9 protein-coding genes are annotated in these 19,319 nt (G+C 64.1%); 8 read left to right on the forward strand and 1 reads right to left on the reverse strand.

Annotated elements, in window-relative coordinates; all coding sequences use genetic code 11:
- Positions 1-25: 25 nt before the first annotated feature.
- The 6 genes from D7S89_RS03230 (at position 26) to D7S89_RS03255 (ending at position 15,837) form a co-directional block, all read left to right on the forward strand.
- Positions 26-11,839, forward strand: coding sequence for a LysM peptidoglycan-binding domain-containing protein (locus D7S89_RS03230; RefSeq protein WP_121275517.1), 11,814 nt, complete (start codon positions 26-28; stop codon positions 11,837-11,839).
- Positions 11,839-12,210 (forward strand): hypothetical protein, encoded by a 372-nt coding sequence (locus tag D7S89_RS03235; protein ID WP_121275519.1) that lies wholly within the window; start codon positions 11,839-11,841, stop codon positions 12,208-12,210. Before D7S89_RS03230 ends, D7S89_RS03235 begins: the two co-directional genes overlap by 1 nt.
- A gap of 8 nt (positions 12,211-12,218) precedes the next feature.
- The gene (ectB, locus tag D7S89_RS03240; protein WP_121275521.1) at positions 12,219-13,478 is read left to right on the forward strand and encodes a diaminobutyrate--2-oxoglutarate transaminase; all 1,260 of its coding nucleotides are present in this window, start codon (positions 12,219-12,221) and stop codon (positions 13,476-13,478) included.
- Positions 13,479-13,638: 160 nt separating this feature from the next.
- Positions 13,639-14,112, forward strand: a complete 474-nt coding sequence (locus D7S89_RS03245; RefSeq protein WP_121275523.1) for a YbhB/YbcL family Raf kinase inhibitor-like protein — start codon at positions 13,639-13,641, stop codon at positions 14,110-14,112.
- A 6-nt stretch (positions 14,113-14,118) separates the two neighbouring features.
- Positions 14,119-14,754, forward strand: coding sequence for a 2OG-Fe(II) oxygenase family protein (locus D7S89_RS03250; protein WP_121275525.1), 636 nt, complete (start codon positions 14,119-14,121; stop codon positions 14,752-14,754).
- A 162-nt stretch (positions 14,755-14,916) separates the two neighbouring features.
- Positions 14,917-15,837, forward strand: coding sequence for a TylF/MycF/NovP-related O-methyltransferase (locus D7S89_RS03255; RefSeq protein ID WP_220702116.1), 921 nt, complete (start codon positions 14,917-14,919; stop codon positions 15,835-15,837).
- 424 nt (positions 15,838-16,261) lie between these two features.
- Here the strand turns inward: D7S89_RS03255 and D7S89_RS03260 are convergent, their stop codons facing one another.
- Positions 16,262-16,771 carry a GNAT family N-acetyltransferase gene (locus tag D7S89_RS03260; RefSeq protein WP_121275527.1) on the reverse strand — a complete coding sequence of 170 codons (510 nt, stop codon included), beginning with the start codon at positions 16,769-16,771 and terminating at the stop codon, positions 16,262-16,264.
- A gap of 205 nt (positions 16,772-16,976) precedes the next feature.
- On the opposite strand from D7S89_RS03260, the gene D7S89_RS03265 reads away from it, so the two are divergent.
- The gene (locus D7S89_RS03265) at positions 16,977-18,206 is read left to right on the forward strand and encodes a hypothetical protein (RefSeq protein WP_121275529.1); all 1,230 of its coding nucleotides are present in this window, start codon (positions 16,977-16,979) and stop codon (positions 18,204-18,206) included.
- A gap of 85 nt (positions 18,207-18,291) precedes the next feature.
- On the forward strand, positions 18,292-19,068 hold the full coding sequence (locus tag D7S89_RS03270) for an EamA family transporter (protein WP_121275531.1): 777 nt from the start codon (positions 18,292-18,294) through the stop codon (positions 19,066-19,068).
- Positions 19,069-19,319: the final 251 nt, after the last annotated feature.

The following is a 19,319-nucleotide window of genomic DNA, read 5'->3' on the forward strand; positions in this document are numbered from 1 at the left end:
AGGCGCCTCACTGCTGACGGACGGCATGACGGCCGCTCAGATCGGCGCGATCTGGACGCAGTACGGCACGAGCTATACGTATGACGCCGCGGGCCGCCGCACGAGTGCGCTCGATGCCGCGGGCAACAAGACGCTGTTCTTCTACGATCAGGACGGGCGCCTGACGCATACCGTCAACGCACTGGGCGAAGTCGAGGAGCGTCAATACGATGCGCTTGGCCAGCTCGTGGGCACGGTGCACTACGGCACGCGCATCGCGCTGCCGGGCTTGAGCGGTGGGCTCGAGAGCGCGGCGCTGGCCAATGCGTTGAACGCGATCCGCAATCCGGCGCTCGATAGCCGCACGACCGTCACGTATACGTCCACGGGCTTGGTCGCTTCGTCGAAGGATGCGCTGGGCAATGCGACCACGAACAGCTACGACGCGTTCGGCGACATACAGTCGAGCACGACGCCGATCGATGCGACGCATGCGCTGACACGCACGTTCACGTACGACCATCGCGGCTTGCAGACGAGCGCGACGTCGGACCCGCTGGGCACGGCTGCCGCAACGTCAACGCAATACGACGCCTTCGGCCGCGCGATCCGCTCGGTCGATGCGAATGGCAACGTCCGCACGCAGCGCTACGACCGCCTCGGTCGCGTGGTTCAAACCTTCGATCCGACGAACGCGAACGTCGTGACGACCTACGACGCGTTCGATCGCGTGCTGACCAAGACCGATGCGTCGGGCACGGTCACGTACAACTACTCGACGGCGGGCCGTAGCCTGACCGTGAAAAGCGCCGAGGGCGTGAGCGTCACGATGGTGCACACGCGCAACGGCCAGACCGCGAGCGTGACCGACGGCTTGGGCAACGTCACGCAGTACACGTACGACAAGAATGGCAATCTGATTCAAACGAGCACGCCGCTCACGCAGACGACGAGCCAGTACGACGCAGCGAACCGCCTGATCCAGACGACGGATGCGAACGGCAACGTCGTGAGCTACAGCTACGATGCGGCCAATCGGATGCTCACGCGCGTGGTGGACCCGACGGGGCTGAAGCTGACCACGACGTATCAATACGACGTGAAGGGCCAGCAGATCTCGGCGACGGACCCGAACGGGGTGATCACGCAGATCCGCTATGACGCGAAGGGCCAGAAGCTGAGTCAGACGGTCGACGCGGGCGGCTTGAATCTGGTCACGCAGTACAGCTACGACGCGCGCGGCAATACGCTGACGGTGACGAGCCCGGGCGGTACGGTGACGCAGTACGTCTACGACACGCTGGGTCGTCGCATCGAGCAGCACGTCGACCCGAGCGGCCTGAACCTCGTCACGCGTACGGCCTACGACAAGAGCGGCAACGCGGTGACGGTCACCGATCCGAACGGCAACGTGACGCGCAACGTGTACGACGCCGATGATCGCCTGGTCTATACGATCGACGCTGCCGGCAACGTCACGCAGACGACATACGACGCAGCGGGCCATGTCGCGCAGATGACGACCTATGCGACGCCGATCTCGCTGGCCAATCTCGCGCTGGCACCGGCGATCGCCGACGTGCAGGCGCGCGTAATCGCAAACGCAGCGACCGACGTCACGCAACTGCGCCGCTACGACCACGACGGCCGCCTGACGTGGACCGTCGACGGGGCGGGCGGCGTGGTGGGCTACGTCTACGACGCCAATGGCAACGTGACCAAGCGCACGGCCTACGCGAACCGCCTGTCGGCCAGCGATCTGGCCGCGCTCAAGCAATCGGGCGGCGTACCCGCACCGGTCGCGGACCCCGCACGCGATCTCGTCAAGCGGACGGTCTATGACGCGCTCAGCCGCGCGATCTATACGATCGACGGTACCGGCGCCGTGCTCGAGCAGCATTACGATGGCAACGGCAATGTGATCGAGCGTATCGGCTACGCGGCGCGTATCGCCATCACGGAGCCCGTCACGGCGAAGGGCATCGCATCGCAGGTGCAGGCGAGCGCCGGCAATGCGAGCACGCAATATCTGCGCAATACGTTCGACAAAGCCAATCGCCTTGCCTTCACGGTCAACGGTGTGGGTGCAGTCAAGCAGAACGTCTACGACGCCGATGGCAATGTGATTCGCACGATCGCCTACGCAGCGCCGATCGACCTGAGTCAGTTGCGCACGGCCAATCTGGCGGCGGTAGCAGCGGGCGGCGACGATCGTGTGGCGACGTTTGCCTACGATGCGCTCGGCCGCCAGGTCTACGCCGTCGACGCAATGGGCGGCGTGACGCAACAGGTGTTCGATGCCAACGGCAATGTCGTCGAACGCATCGCGTATGCGAACCGCCTGGCAGCGACGGGCCTCGCCACGTCGACGGCACTGGCCGCACTGAAGGCGTCCATCGCACCCGACGCAGCCAATGATCGCACCGCACGCACCGTATTCGATAGCGCCAACCGGCAAGTGTTCGCGATCGATGCGCTCGGCCATGTCACACAGAACTGGTACGACGCGGCCGGCAATGTGCTCGTGACGCGCGCCTACGCGCATGCAATCGACACGAGCAAGCTGCCAGCCGTCGCGCTGCCGTCGAACGTAGCAGCGCTGCTGCAAGCCGATGCGCCGAACGATCGCGCGCAGGCCTTCGCGTTCGATGCGGCCAACCGTCAGGTATATGCCACCGATGCGCTCGGCTACGTCAAGGAGACGCGCTACGACGGTACGGGACGCATCGCCCGGACCACGCAATATGCGACCGCCATCGCGTCCAATACCGCGAGCACGAGCGCGTCGGCCGTGGCGGCGGCCCTCAAGCCGAACGCCGCGCTCGATCGCACCGACAGCTTCGTCTACGACGCCGCGGGCAATCTCGTGCGGAGCACCGACGCGTTGGGCGCGACGGAATCCTACGTGTTCAATGGCGCAGGCGATAAGGTTGCGTTCACGAACAAGAAGGGCGCGACCTGGAACTACGACTACGATGCGGCAGGACGCCTGATCCAGGAAGCCGGACCGGCGGTCCTGGTCGCGACGACGTTTGCCACGCCCAACGGCACGCTGATGGTCGACGAATCACGCAGCGGCGCCGTGCAGATCGTCACGCTCATGGCGTACGACGCGCTGGGCAATCTCACCTCGCGCACCGAGGCGGCGGGCCGGCCTGAACAGCGCGTGACCACCTACTCGTATGACGCGCTGGGGCGGCAGACGCGCACGGTTTCTCCGACGACGGCAGTCTACGACCCGGCTGCCGACAACCTCGCGATCAACGGCGCGACCGGTCTCGCGAACCGGACCGAGAAGGCGACGCAGATCGAAAGCAGTGTCCGCTACGACGTCTTCGGCGAGGCCGTCGCGAACGTCGACGTTGCCGGCAATATCAGCTACAAGACCTATGACAAAGCCGGACACGTGGCCTACGACGTGGACGCAATGGGGTACGTCACGGGCTATACGCGCAACGCGTTCGGCGATACGACCGGCCTCGTCCGGTACGCGACCGCGACTGTGCTTGCCAGCTCGGCCGTCACGCCGCCCTCGACGGCGACCGTCGCCGCTGCGCTCGGCGCCGCGGGTGTCAACCACAGCGCCGACCGTCTGTTGACGACGAGCTACGACCAGCTCGGCCGCGTCGTGCAAGTCGTCGAGCCGACGGCGTTCACCTACGATTCGAGTGCCCCGGCCGGCCAGCAGTACTTCTCGGCGGGCAAGACCACGCGAACCGAATACAACGCGTTCGGGCAAGTCGTGCGCACATCGGTGCTGACGAACCCGCTCACCCATGCGTGGAGCACCACAAGCACGCAGTATTACGACCAGCGCGGCATGCAGACCGCGACGGTCGACGCGATGGGCTATCTGACGGCCAGCAGCTACGACGTCGCGGGCAACCTGATTTCGCGCACCGAATACGCGAATGCAGGCACGGCCCCTGGCGCAAGCGCGAATGACCGTACGACGCAGTACGGCTACGACCTCTTGAACCGCAAGGTCAGCGAGACGCGCGTCAACGTCCAGTACAGCGACACAGTGGACGGCGTCAGCACGACCGGCAATCTGACGACCGCATACGGCTACGACGCGCTCGGCAATCAAACGCGCGTGACCGACGCGTACGGTGCGTCGACCTATACCTACTACGACGCGCTGGGCCGCACGGTCGCCATTGCCGCACCGGCGCGTACGAGCGGGGTGGCCGGACAGACGCTGATACCGCTTACCGTCTTCAGGCGCGATGCCAATGGCAACGTCGTCGCCAGGATCGACTACGCGCACGGTGCCGCGAACGCCTCGGAAACGTCGTATGCGCTTGCTGGCTATGACGCCGCGGATCGCACGACTTTCACGCTCTACGACCATCATGGGGACGCCATCCAGGCCACCGATGCGACGGGCGTCACGCATTACGCGTCGTTCGACGCGGCGGGCCGGATGGTCAAGCAATGGCAGGCCGTGACCGGCAACGACGGCACGACGCAGACGCTGTTCGAGGTCTTCCAGTACGACAAGGACGGTCACCAGACCCACGTGGTCGATCCGGCGTCCAATGCGAGCTTGCAGGGCGGCAATATCGCGACGATCTCGCAGGCGCAGGCCGGGCTCATCGATACGCGCACGGACTACAACGCGTTCGGCGAAGTGGTCGCGAAGAACCTCAACGGCGCTCAGGTCGAATACACCGACTACGACGCGGCCGGTCACGTATGGCGCACGAATGCCGGCGACGGCGTCGACAAGGTCATGCTTTACGACCTGCAAGGGCACAACACGGCGACGATCGAAAGCTCGGGCGCGTGGATGGGCAACGTCAATCTGCACGATTTCGGTTCGCCGGATCAGGTCGCCCAACTGGGCGGTGCGCGCCGCACGGACGTCGTCTACGACGCACTCGGACGCGCCGTACAGCAGATCGGGCCGCAGCGCACCGACCCGCTGGGTGGCGCGTCGATCTTCAGCATGGGGAGCCATGCCGGCATCGCCTCGAGCGCTGCCCCCGTGATGAGCGAGGACGGCTTCGCAGCGATCGACGAAGGCGGCCACGTAACGGGCTGGACGGGCACGAATCAGCTGGCGCTTTCGTGGACGTCGCTCGCCGCGCTGGGCCGAGGCGACGTGAAGGTGCACGTCGAATATGTCACGCAGAGCGCTGTGACGGCCGTCGACGAGAGCGGCCACCCGTCCGCGTGGCAGGCCGGTGTCGCGGGTTCGCGCGATGCGCTGTACACGGGGGATGCGGCGGCGCAAGCGGCAGGCGGCGTCACGCTGACCTGGCAAGATCCGCAGGGCTCGCCGAACGGTGGCGTCAGCAAGGTCACGCGCGTGACCGTCTACAAGAAGGATGTGGACGGCAACTGGCAGCTCGTGCTCGACCAGGGCCCGAGCGTGCCGAGCGATGCGATTCAAGTCGCGGCGCCGAGCGATCCGACCACGCAGATCCAGGTGCAAGTCGCCGCAAACGGCACCAACGGCTGGTTCTCGCTGTCGACGATCAACTTCGGCGACTCGCTGCTGGCGATGACGAACGGGCTGCCGGCGGGCGGCTATCAATACCGCGTATTGAGCACGTCGCCGGGCCAGGCTACCAAGCAGATTCTCTCCGGCTCACTGAATGTCGGCGCGCTCACGCTGGCTCCCATCAACACGCCCGTCAGCTACGGCGCGGCGGGCGCGGGTGTGCTCGCGTGGCAATCGCCGGGCGCGGCCGTCGATCAGGTGTTGCACTATCGCGTGCACGGCACCTCGAACTGGAATACGTTGGCCATCGCCTCGCGCGGCCGTGGCATGGATGGCGCCGACACGTCGGTGCTGCCGGGCGGTACGTACGACTTCGAACTGCTGTGGACGCATGCCGGCGACAGCACGCCGTACGCGCATGCGGCCGGCACGATCAATGTCGTCGACGCTGTGCCGCCGCGCTATGTGCCGCCCGTCAACCTGCCCAACATCACGGGTGTGACGGTGGGCACGGGCCAAGTTGGCGGCACGATCACGGGCTACGACGAATCGGGCGAACCGATCTACGCGACGACCGAATCCGGCGAGATCATCGGCGCGACGCAATCGAACGTCATTCAATGGCCGTTGGCCGGCCGGGCCCAGCAGGTCCAGTTCCTCTATCGCGCGGCCGGCACGTCGGCATGGGCTGCGCTACCGGTCTACACCTATGGGGGCACCGACGAATCGGGCAACCCGACGGGTGTGCAGCGTGTCGATATCGGCCATCTCGCGCCGGGCAGCTATCAATACGAGGTGCTGCTCATCGGGGCGGGTGGTGCACCGGCCGCTCAGGCGACCGGCAATCTGACCGTCAACGCGCCGACGCCGGGGCACAACGAAACCCGCAATGTGCAGGTTCAGGTGCCCGTCACCATCACGCCCCCGAATGCGTCCAGCTACATCACGGGCTATACGCGCGCGAGCTACGGCTGGCCCGTCTTCGTGGGCGCGGACGAAAGTGGTAACCCGATCCTCGGCCAGCATTACCAATGGCAGGGTAACGCCGTGGTGGGCGTGCCCTATACGGTCACGCAGCAGACCGGCACGCGCACCGAGACCTACCCCGTGCAGGTGCCGGTGCGCGGCGATCCGATCATCCTGCGCGACGCACGGGGCAATCCGCTTCGCGACGAGTCGGGCAACATTCAGTACGCGCGCGACGAGTCCGGCAATATCCAATACACGACGAAGTACGTGACGCAGTACCAGACGCGTCAGGTACCCGTGTACGGCAACGTCACCGTCTACCCCGATGATCCGAACCATCATCTGACGGCGCCGAGCAAGCCGATCTATGGCGCGCCCGTCGTCGTGGGCACGGACGAAAGCGGCAATCCGATTCTCGGCCAGCATTACCAGTGGCAGGGCAACGCCATCGTCGGCGTGCCGTACACCGTCATGCAGACCGAGACGCGGCAAGAGCAGGTCTGGGTGCCGGGCACGACGCCGCCGCCCTCGATCGCGACCACGACGCCGCCGTATACCCCTGGCTACACGATCCCTGGCGTGCCGAAGCAATATGGCGCTGGGGTCAACGCCGGCGCTACACAAGCGATCAGCGTGAATGGCCGGGACAGTCTGTCGGCAGCAGGCAGCGCCAGCTATGCCGAGAATACGCGGCCGGTCGTCAATCACACGGTCGACCGCTGGGGCAACGTGCTGTCGATCAGCGATCCGCGCTCGGGCGCCTGGGTCACGACGTATCGCTACAACGCGAACAATCAGCTCATCGAGCAAGACCAGCCGAACGGCGACGGCGTTCAAGGTGCAGGGCCGGTGCAACGTATCACCTACGACCGTCTCGGCAGACAAGCGGCCGTGGTCGATGCGAATGGCCACGTGAACGGCAAGCTCTACGACGCGGGGGGCAACGTCTCGGTGGAAGTGCACGCGGACGGCGGCGTGGTGCGGCACGCCTATGACGCCTTCGGCAGCGAAGTGCAGATGACCGACGCGATGGGCTACGTCACGACCTACTCGTACGACAAGCTGAGCAGGCTCGTGTCGACGATCCGTGGGGTGGTCGGCGTCTACACCGTCGACGGCAACAACAATCTGCAATCGCAGGGCGCGCGCAACCTCGTCGAGAGCACGGGTTACGACCAGGCGGGCCGCAAGCTGTGGACGTCGAACGGTAACGGCGAAGTCGTGCATTACGGCTACGACTTGCGCGGCAACCTCACGTCGACGACGCAGCCGCAGGGCCAGGTCACGCGCGATGCGTACGACATGGACGGCCACAAGGTCGCCGAGGTCGACGCCAATGGCAGCGTCGCGACCTGGCGCTACGACCACTTTGGCCTGCTGCTCGCGCATACCGACATCGGCGGCGCGAATTACAGCTATGCGTACGACGGTGCGCGGCAACTGATCGCGCAGTGGAACTCGCGCGGCCAGAACCAGACGATGCAGTACGACGCCGCGGGCCAGGAGACGGCGATCATCGACAACGCGCTGGGCCAGGTCACGACCTACGCGTACAACGCCGCGGGCCAACGCGTGCGCGAGAAGACCGTACAAGGCGGCATCGTCTACCAGGACAGCCGCCTCGCCTACGACGCGCTGGGCCGGCTGCGCGACGTGGCCGATAGCCGCGTGCACTTGTCGATCGACTACGACAACGTGGGCAACCGTCTGCACGAGCATACGCACGTGCTGAACAACCAGGACAGCGCGCGCGACAGCGACCTCTGGTACGCCTACGATTCGATGAATCGACAGACCTTGGTGGATGGGACGAATCCGCAGGGTGGCATCACTCAGGGGCAGGGTCACCTGGTCGGCTACGACCTGAACGGCAACCGTACGAGCGACACGACGATCGGCGCGCGCATCACGACGGGCGGCGGCAACAGCTACGTGGCCGGCTACACGATCGACGGCACGAATCAGACGCTGCTCGACGAATCGGGCCGCCCGATCCTGAACGTGTCGACCGATGCCCATGGACGCACGTATTACGGCATCGACGAATCGGGCCGCCCGGTCTACGTGAGCCCGATTCACTCGACGACGCCGATCACCTACAGCGCGAGCACGGGGGCGACGACCGAGCAGTACACGTACGACGCGGTGGGACGCATCAGCCAGATCTTCCGCGACGGCACGCTCGTCGACACGCGCTACTACGACGGCGCGGGCCGCATGGTGCAAAGCGGGCCGGCGGGATCGCTGTCGCTGTCCTACACGAACCTGCTCGGCAGCAATTCGAACGTCCCGGGCGTGCGCACGACGATCAACCGCTTCGATGCGAACGGACGTCTGCTGCATCAGCGCGTGCTGAAAGCCAATGGCGCGGCCGATCACGAGACGAACTACGACAGCTACGACAACGTCGGCAACCTGCTGCAGTACCGCTTCTCGAATCAGGACGGCTCGTCCTATACGAACACGTACCAGACGACGCTCGTCAAGTACGAGGGCTACAAGGAAGGCACGGTGCACGGCACGAGCACGGTGCTGCAACCGGGCACGACGACCGATAGCTACGACGTGAACGGCAACCTCGTCGCCGTGACGGATGCGACGCAGGGTGCCAACAACCGCACGTTAGTGAACGACGCGCAGGGCCACGTGCTGTTCCGCAACCAAGGCGGGAACAAGGAGTTCTTCGTCTTCGCGAACGGACAGCAGGTCGGTGCGACGGGCATGGGGATCAACGAGTCGAACCAGAGCTCGAGCGGCCATCCGAACTTCGCGGAAGTCGAGAATTTCAACGTCGGTTATCAGTCGATCGACGCGAACTATCCGCAGGCGAGCGTGGGCAGCTACCGCGTGAATGCGGGCGACTCGCTGCAATCGATCGCGCAGAGCGCGTATGGCGACAACCAGCTCTGGTACTTGATCGCGGAAGCGAACAACCTGCACGGAGACGCGGATCTGAAGGTCGGTCAGACGATCACGATCCCGACGACGCCGGGCGGCATCCACAACAACGGCACGAACTTCAAGCCGTACGACCCGAGCAAGGCCGTCGGCGACACGACGCCGAACCTCGCGCCGCCGCCGCCGCATGGCGGTGGTGGTGGGTGCGGCGTGTTCGGCATGATCGTCGTGGCGGTCGTGGCCGTGGTGGCGACGGTGTTCACGGCGGGCGCGCTGGCGGCACCGGCGGGTGCGACCTTGGGCACGATCATGTCGACCGGGGCGAGTGTGATGCTGGGCGGAACGGTTGCCGGCGTCAGCGCGGCGGCCGGGATGGGCTACGCGGCGATCGGCGCGGCGGTGGGCTCGATCGCGAGCCAGGGCGTGTCCATGGCGATGGGCATGCAGAGCGGCTTCAACTGGGGCGCAGTGGGGATTTCCGCGTTGAGCGCGGGCATCACGGCAGGCGTCGGTTCGGAGGTCGCGCCTGCGCTCGGCGTCACGGGCAACGGGATACCGGCATTGGCCGAGAAGGCGGTTCTCGGCAGTGTGATGAGCCAGGGCATCGAAGTCGCCACCGGCCTGCAGCACAGCTTCAATTGGGCGGGCGTGGCAGCCTCGGCGGCGGGTGCCGCTGCGGGCGGCGAGGTCGCGAACGGATTGCAGGGCAGTGCATTCATCAATGCGCTCGGCGGGGCGGGATCTGTCGTCAGCGGCACGCTCCAAGGGATCGCCAACGGAGCGACGGTGAGCCTCGTCGAGGGCGGTCGCGTGAACATGGAGCAGGTTGCGGCCGACGCCTTTGGCAACGCGCTGGGGCAAGACCTGGTGGCTCGCATGGGCAACACTGGGCAGCAGGAGCAGACGCTGACCAAGAAGGTGACGGAGGTGCAGCAGTCGACGACGCCGGCCAATCCGGTGCCGAGCGGCCCGGCAAGCTTCAGCACGCTGTTTGGCCCGTATGGCGGCGCGCCTGCACAGCAGCCGGACTACACCGCTTTCCGTGATTGGGCTAGCGATCCGTCCGCCGCTCCGACAGCGGCAGACGCTCAACCGTCGCCGCAGACCGTGCGCGCGGGTGACTACGGTGGCTCCTTGGAGCGGATTGCTCGCGCCCAACTGGGGCCGGACGCCGATCCGCATGCGATCAACAACTATGTGGGTCAGCTGGCCGAGATCAACGGCATCGCCAATCCGCGCCGGATTGGGGTAGACCAGCAGATTCAGTTGCCGGATAGCGGCACGCCGGCGGCCACGACGGGTCTCGGTGTCTACGGCAAGGACATTGCCTACGGCGAGCACTTGAAGGCGCTCGCTCAGGCGGAGCAGGCCAAGGCGGCAGCCGTTCAGGCCACCGCGGCGGGGACGGCCAGTGTGTGTACGCCGAACAGTCCGCTGGGGATGATGGATAGTCCGCTGGCGGCGCTCGGGATTGCCGTACCGCACATTGAGAGTCAGACGGAAGCGCTGATGCATGCCGGCATCTTGGCGACTCCGGAAGCGACCGTGACGGCCTATCAGCCGACACCGCGCGAGAAAATTGTTGATTGGGTCGACGAGACAGTAGGCGGCCGGCCAGGGAAGGTACTGGCCGGGGCGGTGGAGAGCTGGCTCTATCTCCCGGACCACTTGTGGTCGGGAATCACGAACCTGCCTTCGGCAGTCGTATCGACAGGGAGTTCGTTGATCAACGATCCGCTGGGCACGATCGGTAATGGCGTAGGTGCTTTGCAGCACGGGTTCCACGAGGTGGCGTACGGCGATGGCCGTGCGGCCGGCGGCATGTTGTTCAACCTGGCGACGGCGCCGTTGCTGGGTGAGGCTGGCGCGGCGGGATGGGACGCAACGGCCGGTGTCCGCGGTGTCGTGGGATCGGGGATCCGGTCCGGCGTTTCGTCGCTGGCGCCTACGTTGGATGGCTTCATTCAACGGTCTATGCAACTGGGCGGCACTGGCCCGCTCTATATCGTGCCGCCGCAAGACGTATCGTCGTTCGGGACATCCGGAGCGGTCGTTGACGCGGCACCCAATACGATAACTGCTACCGTCGGGCGAAACACTGCGACTTGGACGATGGATGCATCAGGAAGTCCGCTGTCCGTGACTGGCTCGCTGCAAGAGTCATTCGCAAAGGCAACTAGAAGTGCGGCGGAAGTGCAAGCCCAAGCAGACGCCGCCGCGGCCGGTGTCGATGGCGATCAGGGTGGCCACCTAATTGGACACCGGTTTGTACTCGATCAGGGATCAAAGAACTTGTTCCCTCAAGAAGGCAACTTCAACATGTCTGCCTTCAAGACCATCGAGAACGACTACGCACGGTATACTGCGCAAGGGAATCAGGTTGATTTCACGCATACACTTGGTGACTTCGACCCGATCACTGGCCGCCCAGGCTCGGTTTCGGTAAGGTTTGAAGTTACTGATCCGAACGGAAATCTAATCGACACCTTTGCCGACAAGTTCCGGAATCAGTCGGGACAGACTTACACGCGGAGAGCATACTGATGAACGAGGTAGCAACGGCAATCGTGATCGAACTTGCCAAGGAGTTCATAGGGCTCATGCGGGAATTGGAACCGAAGTGGTCAAAAGCTTACTATCGGTTCCGATCAGAGGGAGCCAGGTATGGTTCAAACGCCTCTTACGTAAGCGATTCCAATGTTTCGCTCATTGGAGCCCTGAAGTGGGGGGACTTCTACGAACGCATGAATGAACACGGGGCGAAGCTCCTTGAAACCTTGGGGAAAACTCAAGGGGTGTTCCTCCTCACAGTAGACGCTGAGTTTAACTACGACGTCCAATTTGATTGGGAAGACTTGCGGCGTTGGGAGATCACCAAGCTAAACGGAGAGACGGGACTGCCTCGGGGAATTTAAGCTTCTTCATGGATGTTCTATATAACAACGAACCCGCACAGGAATCGAACGTACGCTCTTACAGCCGCGTATTTCCGGCAGTCTTCTCGCGCGCCCAGGGCGCCGTGCTGTGCGACGAAGCGGGCAACGAGTGGCTCGATTTCCTGAGCGGCGCCGGGGCGCTGAATTACGGACACAACCACCCAACGCTCAAGGCGGCGCTGCTGCGCTACATCGAGCAAGACGGGGTTGTCAGCTCGCTTGACCTTCACACCTCGGCCAAGCACGATTTCCTCGCCGCACTCGGCGACATCGTGCTGAAACCGCGAGGACTCGACTACCGTTGCCAGTTCTGCGGCCCCACCGGCACCAATACCGTGGAAGCCGCCATCAAGCTGGCCCGCAAGGCGACGGGCCGTAAGGGCGTGATTTCGTTCTCCAATTCGTTCCATGGCATGAGCACGGGGGCGATGTCGGCGTCGGCCTCGTTTCGCCGCCGTAAGGAGCAGTACCTCAATCCCGACTGGGTCACATTCCTGCCGTTTGACGGCTTCACCGGCATGGACGATGAGCTCAGCTTCGTCCGTGCCATGCTGACTTCGCAAGGCAGCGGCATCAACGCGCCGGCTGCGTTCATCGTTGAGCTGGTGCAAGGCGAGGGCGGCGTCAACATTGCGTCGACGCGTTGGGTGCAAGAGATCCGGCGCCTTGCCAAGGAGCTGGGGGCGGTCTTCATCGTCGACGAAATCCAGTCCGGCTGCGGGCGCACCGGTCGCTTCTTCAGCTTCGAGCATCATGACATCGTGCCGGACCTCGTCTGCGTGTCGAAGTCCATTAGTGGCTTGGGACTGCCGATGGGCTTGCTCCTGATCAACCCCGAACTCGATGTCTGGGCGCCCGGCGAGCACAACGGGACCTTCCGCGGTTTCAACTACGCGTTCGTCACCGCGGCTGAAGCGCTGCGACACTTCTGGGCCGATCCATCGTTCGTGGATACGCTGGCCGCACGCGGCAAGCAGCTCGATGGCTTGCTCAAGACATTGAAGCAAGCGTTTCCCCAATCGATCGCGAGCGTGAGCCACATGGGAATGATCGCCGGCGTGCGGCTTGCCGGTTCAGCCGTGGCCTCCACGGTGCAACAGCACTGCTTCGACAACGGCTTGATCGTGGAGACATGCGGGCCCGATGGCGCCACGCTCAAGCTCATGCCGCCCATCAACATCGGCGAGCCCGAATTGGAGCAGGGGCTGTCCATCCTGCACGCCGGCATTACCGCATCGGCGCCATAAATTGTCAGCGCAGTGTGACGGCATCCGTCGGATCTGAAGCGACTCGAGAGGGGGGAGTGGGGCAGGCATCGCAAAAGCGGCGCACGCCGTCCATAATGCTTAGTGCCTGCCATCGGCACGAAGACAGGCCCCGGCTACGGCCATCTCCGAGGAGCTTGTCATGAGCTTGAGCTTGACTTCCTCCGCCTTCCTCCCAGGCGGAGAGATCCCCGAGCGTTATACGTGTCAAGGCGCGGACGTTTCGCCGCCGCTTGCGTGGTCCGACATTCCCGCGGACGCGAAGAGTCTTGCGCTGATCGTCGACGACCCTGACGCCCCCGATCCCACCGCCCCGAAAATGACCTGGGTGCATTGGGTTCTCTACAACCTTCCGCCCAGTGCCAGCGGGCTGGCCGAAGGCGTCGCGGCCGCGGCGCTCCCGAACGGCACGCTCGAAGGCATCAACGACTGGCATCGCACGGGCTATGGCGGCCCCTGTCCGCCGATCGGTCGTCATCGGTACTTTCATAAGCTCTACGCGCTCGACGTGGTGCTGCCTGATCTTGGCAAGCTCAGCAAGGCGGCGCTCGAGGGGGCAATGCAAGGGCATGTGCTCGCTCAGGCCGAGTTGATAGGGGTCTACCGCAAACGGTGAACGGCGATGGATAGCCCGAGCGCGGAAATCCTGCGGCTATTCCCGACGTTCCTGTGGCGCAAGTGTTTCGATCCGACGCAGGAAGCGCCCTTCGACCGCGACCTGCTGGCCTATGTCGAGGTACTGCGACGCGAGGGACACGGTACCCAGACGGGGGCCGCCTGGCAGTCGGGGCATCAACTCCAGCGCGAGCCGGAACTGGAGGCATTCGTCGCGCGCATCGATGGCGCTGTGCACGACGTGCTCGCTTTCCTCAAGATCGCTGATGTGCCATTCCGCGTCACGGGCTGCTGGGCGAACGTCTTGGGGCAGGGTGGCGTACACGCGATGCATAGCCACCCCAACAATTTCCTGAGTGGCGTGTATTACCTGCAAACGCAGGCGGGCGCGGACACGATCAATTTCCACGATCCACGGCCCCAAACGGCTGTCATCCGGCCGCCTGTCAGCGAGCTGACGGCTTACAACACCGATCAAGTCGTCGTGGCGGTCAGCGATGGCACGTTACTGGTGTTTCCCGCTTGGCTGACTCATTCGGTATCGCCCAACGCAAGCGAGCGCGAGCGGATCAGCCTGAGCTTCAACGTCATGTTCACGGAGTACGAGGCGACCATGAGTTCGCCGCTCTGGGGGAACGACTGAGGTCGCCTTCGTGCGTGTCGACGACGGGTACACGGAGAAATCCGGTGATGTCCGATCCCGTTGCCGCTTCGGTGGCGTAGACCAATGTTCGCGCCGCAGGAAACCGGAGGCAAGGCTTGATTGCAACCTGAAGCCTGTTCAATTTTTACGACTTCAGCAGCCATGACCTCAATCAAGCAGCCGGTCCCACCGATGGACTACCTGCGTGAGATCGCCCATTCGACCTACGGTGATGTGCACACCGACGCCTACCTGCGTAGGGTGCGCAGCTACATCCGTGGGCAGGGTGGCGCGCGATCCGAGATACCCGCAATTACACCCGAGCACATCATCGCGTTGCTTGCAGACGCCGATCGCGCATTTCAACGCTGGCTGTCTCCATTGCACACCTCGGCAGCCGAGGTCATCGGGGCCTCGCCGGAATCGATCGCCCGCGCACTGAACCACATGCATCATCAGTCCAGCAAACTCACGATGAGCAACGACGCGCTGCTCGACAATGTGGTGGATCTGATGGGCGTGGCGCTCGACGAGGGAGTGCCTGGCGATTTCATTGAAACCGGAGCATGGCGCGGCGGGGTGACCATCCTGATGCGGGCGGTACTGAGCGCGTTCGGGCGCAGCGCTGCCGACGCCGAGCGCTCCGTATGGGTGGCGGATTCCTTTGCCGGGTTGCCGGTCCCTGACCCGCAGAGCGACCTGCGAGATGCGATCAGTCATCACCTGATGCACGCAGTCGACGACTTGCGAAGTGATCTTGAAAGCGTGCGACAAGCTTTCGCTCGCATAGGCCTGCTTGACGCGCGCGTGCACTTCTTACCGGGCTTTTTCAAGGACACCCTGCCGACAGCGCCCATTGAACGGATCGCGCTGCTCCGACTGGATGGTGATTGGTACGACTCCACGCGGGACGCCATCGAGGCGCTTTATCCGCGCGTATCGCCAGGCGGCTTCGTGATCGTGGATGATTATGGGCTACCGACCGGCTGCGCGCGTGCGATTGACGAGTATCGGGCTTGGCATGGCATCGATGCACCGCTCAACGCGGTAGGAGGGCAGGCCGTGTGGTGGCGCAAACCATGAGCATGAGCCACTGTCGGCAATGCAGCGCGGCGCTACACTTTAGGAATATTCACAAAGGGGCTGATGCCTTGGACTACTGTAGTCGTCGATCTTCAATGGTCTCGCTGCCTGACTGACAGGACGTCTGTGCTTTCTTTTCCAGCCACCGTTCTGCCGGTAACAGGCAAACGGTGCGCGCCGGAACAACATCCTCCGTGCATCCCTGATTGGCGCCAATTGGGCGGGCGCCAAGCTTGCTTGCATACCTGGTGCACGGAGAAATACGATGATGTTCGGTCTACTTATTTCCAAACTGCCGCACGTCAATGACGCGCGCGGCGCGTACGATGCGGCATTGTCGATACAGCCGCGCGCATCGCACTGTTTGGCTGCTTTCTGGCACGGCCTCAAAGTCCTCATTTCATAGGACTTTGATGAACAGCGCTCAATCGGCAGACTGCCAAACGAACAGGGCTGTCGCGCTCCCATCAGCTTCGATTCGGTCCGTTATGCGTTGCATGCCGGCCTTGTATAAGACGTTATGCGAGGCCAAATTCTCTGGCGCTGCGGTGGCAATGATCTGTCGCAAGCTTTGCGCCTCGGCACCGTAGCGCAGCATGTTCGCCGCCGCTTCGGTGGCATAGCCATGGCCCCAATGTTCGCGGCGCAGGGCGTATTTCAATTCGGGCTCGGCCTGGCCGGATGGGTGGACCAATCCGCAGAAGCCGATCACCGTGCCGTCTGCGGCCAATTCGATGGCGGACATGCCGTAGCCGCGTTGCGTGTAGTTGCGCTCGGTCACCTCTACCCAGCGCGCGCAATCGGCTTCCGTCAGGGCAGCCCCGTCGCCTACCCAGCGCATGGCGTCTGCGTCGCCATAAACGTCAAGCAATGCGTCGAGGTCATAGGCGCTCAGGCGGCGGATTCGAAGCCGGGGGGTGTGGAACAGGTACATGTCGATTATGGAAAGCGAGGTGTCTTGTGCGCCAAGAAAACTCTACGAATGCCGATTTGTTGATTCGCCATTAAACGAATAACGCTCCACTCAAGATTGGTCCGATATCGATTCTCGACGATTTCTTGCACCGCAATTCGCTTGTCCCGATATGTATAAGTCCTATCATATAGAGAAAACATCGTAGCGGCGTTCGGGGTGAGAAATGGCGCGAGACGATACGGTGGGCCCGGCGACGGGGGGAAGCCTGCGGGAACGGATGGACGAGGCTCATATCCAGCCGGGCGGCTGGTTGCTGGCCAGCGATGTGGAAGGCCCACTGTTCCTCGGAGATTTCATTGCCGAGGCGTTGTCAGCCTGCTTGAAGCCGTCCGGCGGAGTGGTGGAGGCCGTGCCGTCCTATGGCCAGATTCTTTACGGGGAAGGTTATGCCGCCTTCAGCGCGGATACCGATGCGCTGCGGCGGCCGGAAGGGGCGAGATGCGGCAGGACGTCGCCCGAGGGTGGCTACACGCTGGCGCAGGAGGGCACCGACACCATCTTCGCCTTGCCCCTACTGCTAGCGGCCGGAGCCGATTATTCCTATCTGGAACGGCTGGCACTGCGCTCGCCAGAGACGCCCGGCGCGGCGGAAATGGCACGGCGGCTCGACGAGATGGGCTGGCAGCGTGTGGGCATCACCACCGCGCCCCAGCAGCCGTATCGGTTGGTCGCCGAGCGTTGCGGCTGGTTAGCAGCAGGCCGGTTGTTGGGCTCTCCGTTTCCCCTGATGGAGGCTGAAGCCCTGCTGCGCCGGCTCGGCCGTTGGGACGTCGAGATTGACGGGGTGAGGGCGTATTTGCGCGATGCCTACGCGCTGATAGACCGGCACTCTGAGGTGTGGCTGGACGGTTCGACGTGGAGGCGGCATTTCTCGGAGGCCGGCAGGAAACTATTGCGGCAGCGTTTTCGGCGCTTCTATCGCGAGGAACTGGGCATTTCCTATTCGCATGGCGAGCGGGCGGGCCGTTCAGCTTCCACTGCGCTGGGTCGGGTCATCGAGGCCTGCGGCATGGTGGGCGACCGTGCCAAGGCGGCGCTGGCGCTGGGCTTGGCGCGCCGTGGGGGTGGCCTGGACAGGCTGGTGACGATGGGCGACGGCGCCAACGATGCGCTGATGCTACGCCGCGCATGCTGGTCGATTGGCGTCAACGGGCCGGCCGCGGCGCGGGCGGCGGCTATTGGCCTGGTGACCGACGATATGCGGCATGTGCTGGTGCTGCTGCAGCTGATCGAACAAGGCGGCAACGATGTCGAGGATGTGATCGGCCGCGCGCAGGCGGAGTTGCGCGGCGCGGCGCTGGTTCATCGCGGCGGTGACGGCGTGTCGGCAAAAATCGCGGAAAAGCACCAGCTGATGAAGAGGCGCCTGCGTGGTGAGTTCGTCACCTACTGACCCCGACGGCGCGGCCGCCATCGGGCGATCGGGGAGGCCGGGCAGGAGCCGGCGGTGGTCGGGCGCCAGCCTGGCGTTGGTGTCGATGTGCTGCGTCCAGTTCGGCGCGGCACTGTCGGTACCGGCGATGCAGAGCGTGGGCCTGTTCCGCGGCGCTGCGCTGCGGCTGGCCTTTGCTGCGCTGATTTTGCTGTTGTGGCGGCGCCCACCGCTGGCGACGCTGCGGCGCGAGCCGGCGTTGATTCTGCTCGGCATGGCGATGGCAGGCATGCTGCTGGGTTTCTACGCGGCCTTGCGCACACTGCCCCAGGGCCTGGTCGTGGCCATCAGCCTGCTGGGGCCCCTGTTGTTGGCATGGCGGCAGGACCGCAGGGGCTGGAAGTGGCCGGTGCTGGCCCTGCTCGGCATTCTGGCACTGTCCCGGCATGGAGAGCTCTGGGTCATCGATGCGGCCGGCTTGGCCTGGGCCGCGGTGTCGGCTGGGTGCTGGGCCGCCTATATCGTCCTGCTTCGGCGCGCGGGCGAGGCCTGCCGGGGCGAGGAAGGCGTGGCGCTGGCCTTGCTGGTGGCCGCGTTGTCGGCGGCACCCTGGGCCTGGCTGGAGGGAGGCGCTTGGCCTGATTGGACGATTCTGCTGCAAGTCGCTGGCCTGTCGCTGTTGATGCCCGCGCTGCCTTATTTGCTGGAGCAGGCCGCGCTGCGCCGGATGCCATCCGCTTCGTTCGGTATGCTAATGAGCGTGGAGCCGGCCATCGCGGTCCTGGCCGGAGCCGCGCTGCTGGGCCAGACGCCGACGTGGTCGCAACTGGCCGGAACGGCTCTTGTGATAGCGGCCAGTCTGGGTTCGCTGGCCGAATCCTAAACCGAACAAAGCCAGACTCAAATGTCCGCTCTCCGGCCAAATGGAAATGTCCGGATTTGAGGGGTTCAGACTATTTGTTCTCAGTGATTAATACACTGGAGGTAACCACCTATTTTTGGTGGGCAATACCTGTCATCACATCTAGGTCAGTCTATCTGTAAGGCCGAATAAAAATCAAGGGCCGCCAAGTGGCATGAAATTCTTTTCGATATCAAATTCATTAAAATAGCGATTGAATCCTGATTTTCATG

Source organism: Trinickia fusca, from assembly GCF_003628145.1.
Taxonomy (GTDB): Bacteria; Pseudomonadota; Gammaproteobacteria; order Burkholderiales; family Burkholderiaceae; genus Trinickia; species Trinickia fusca.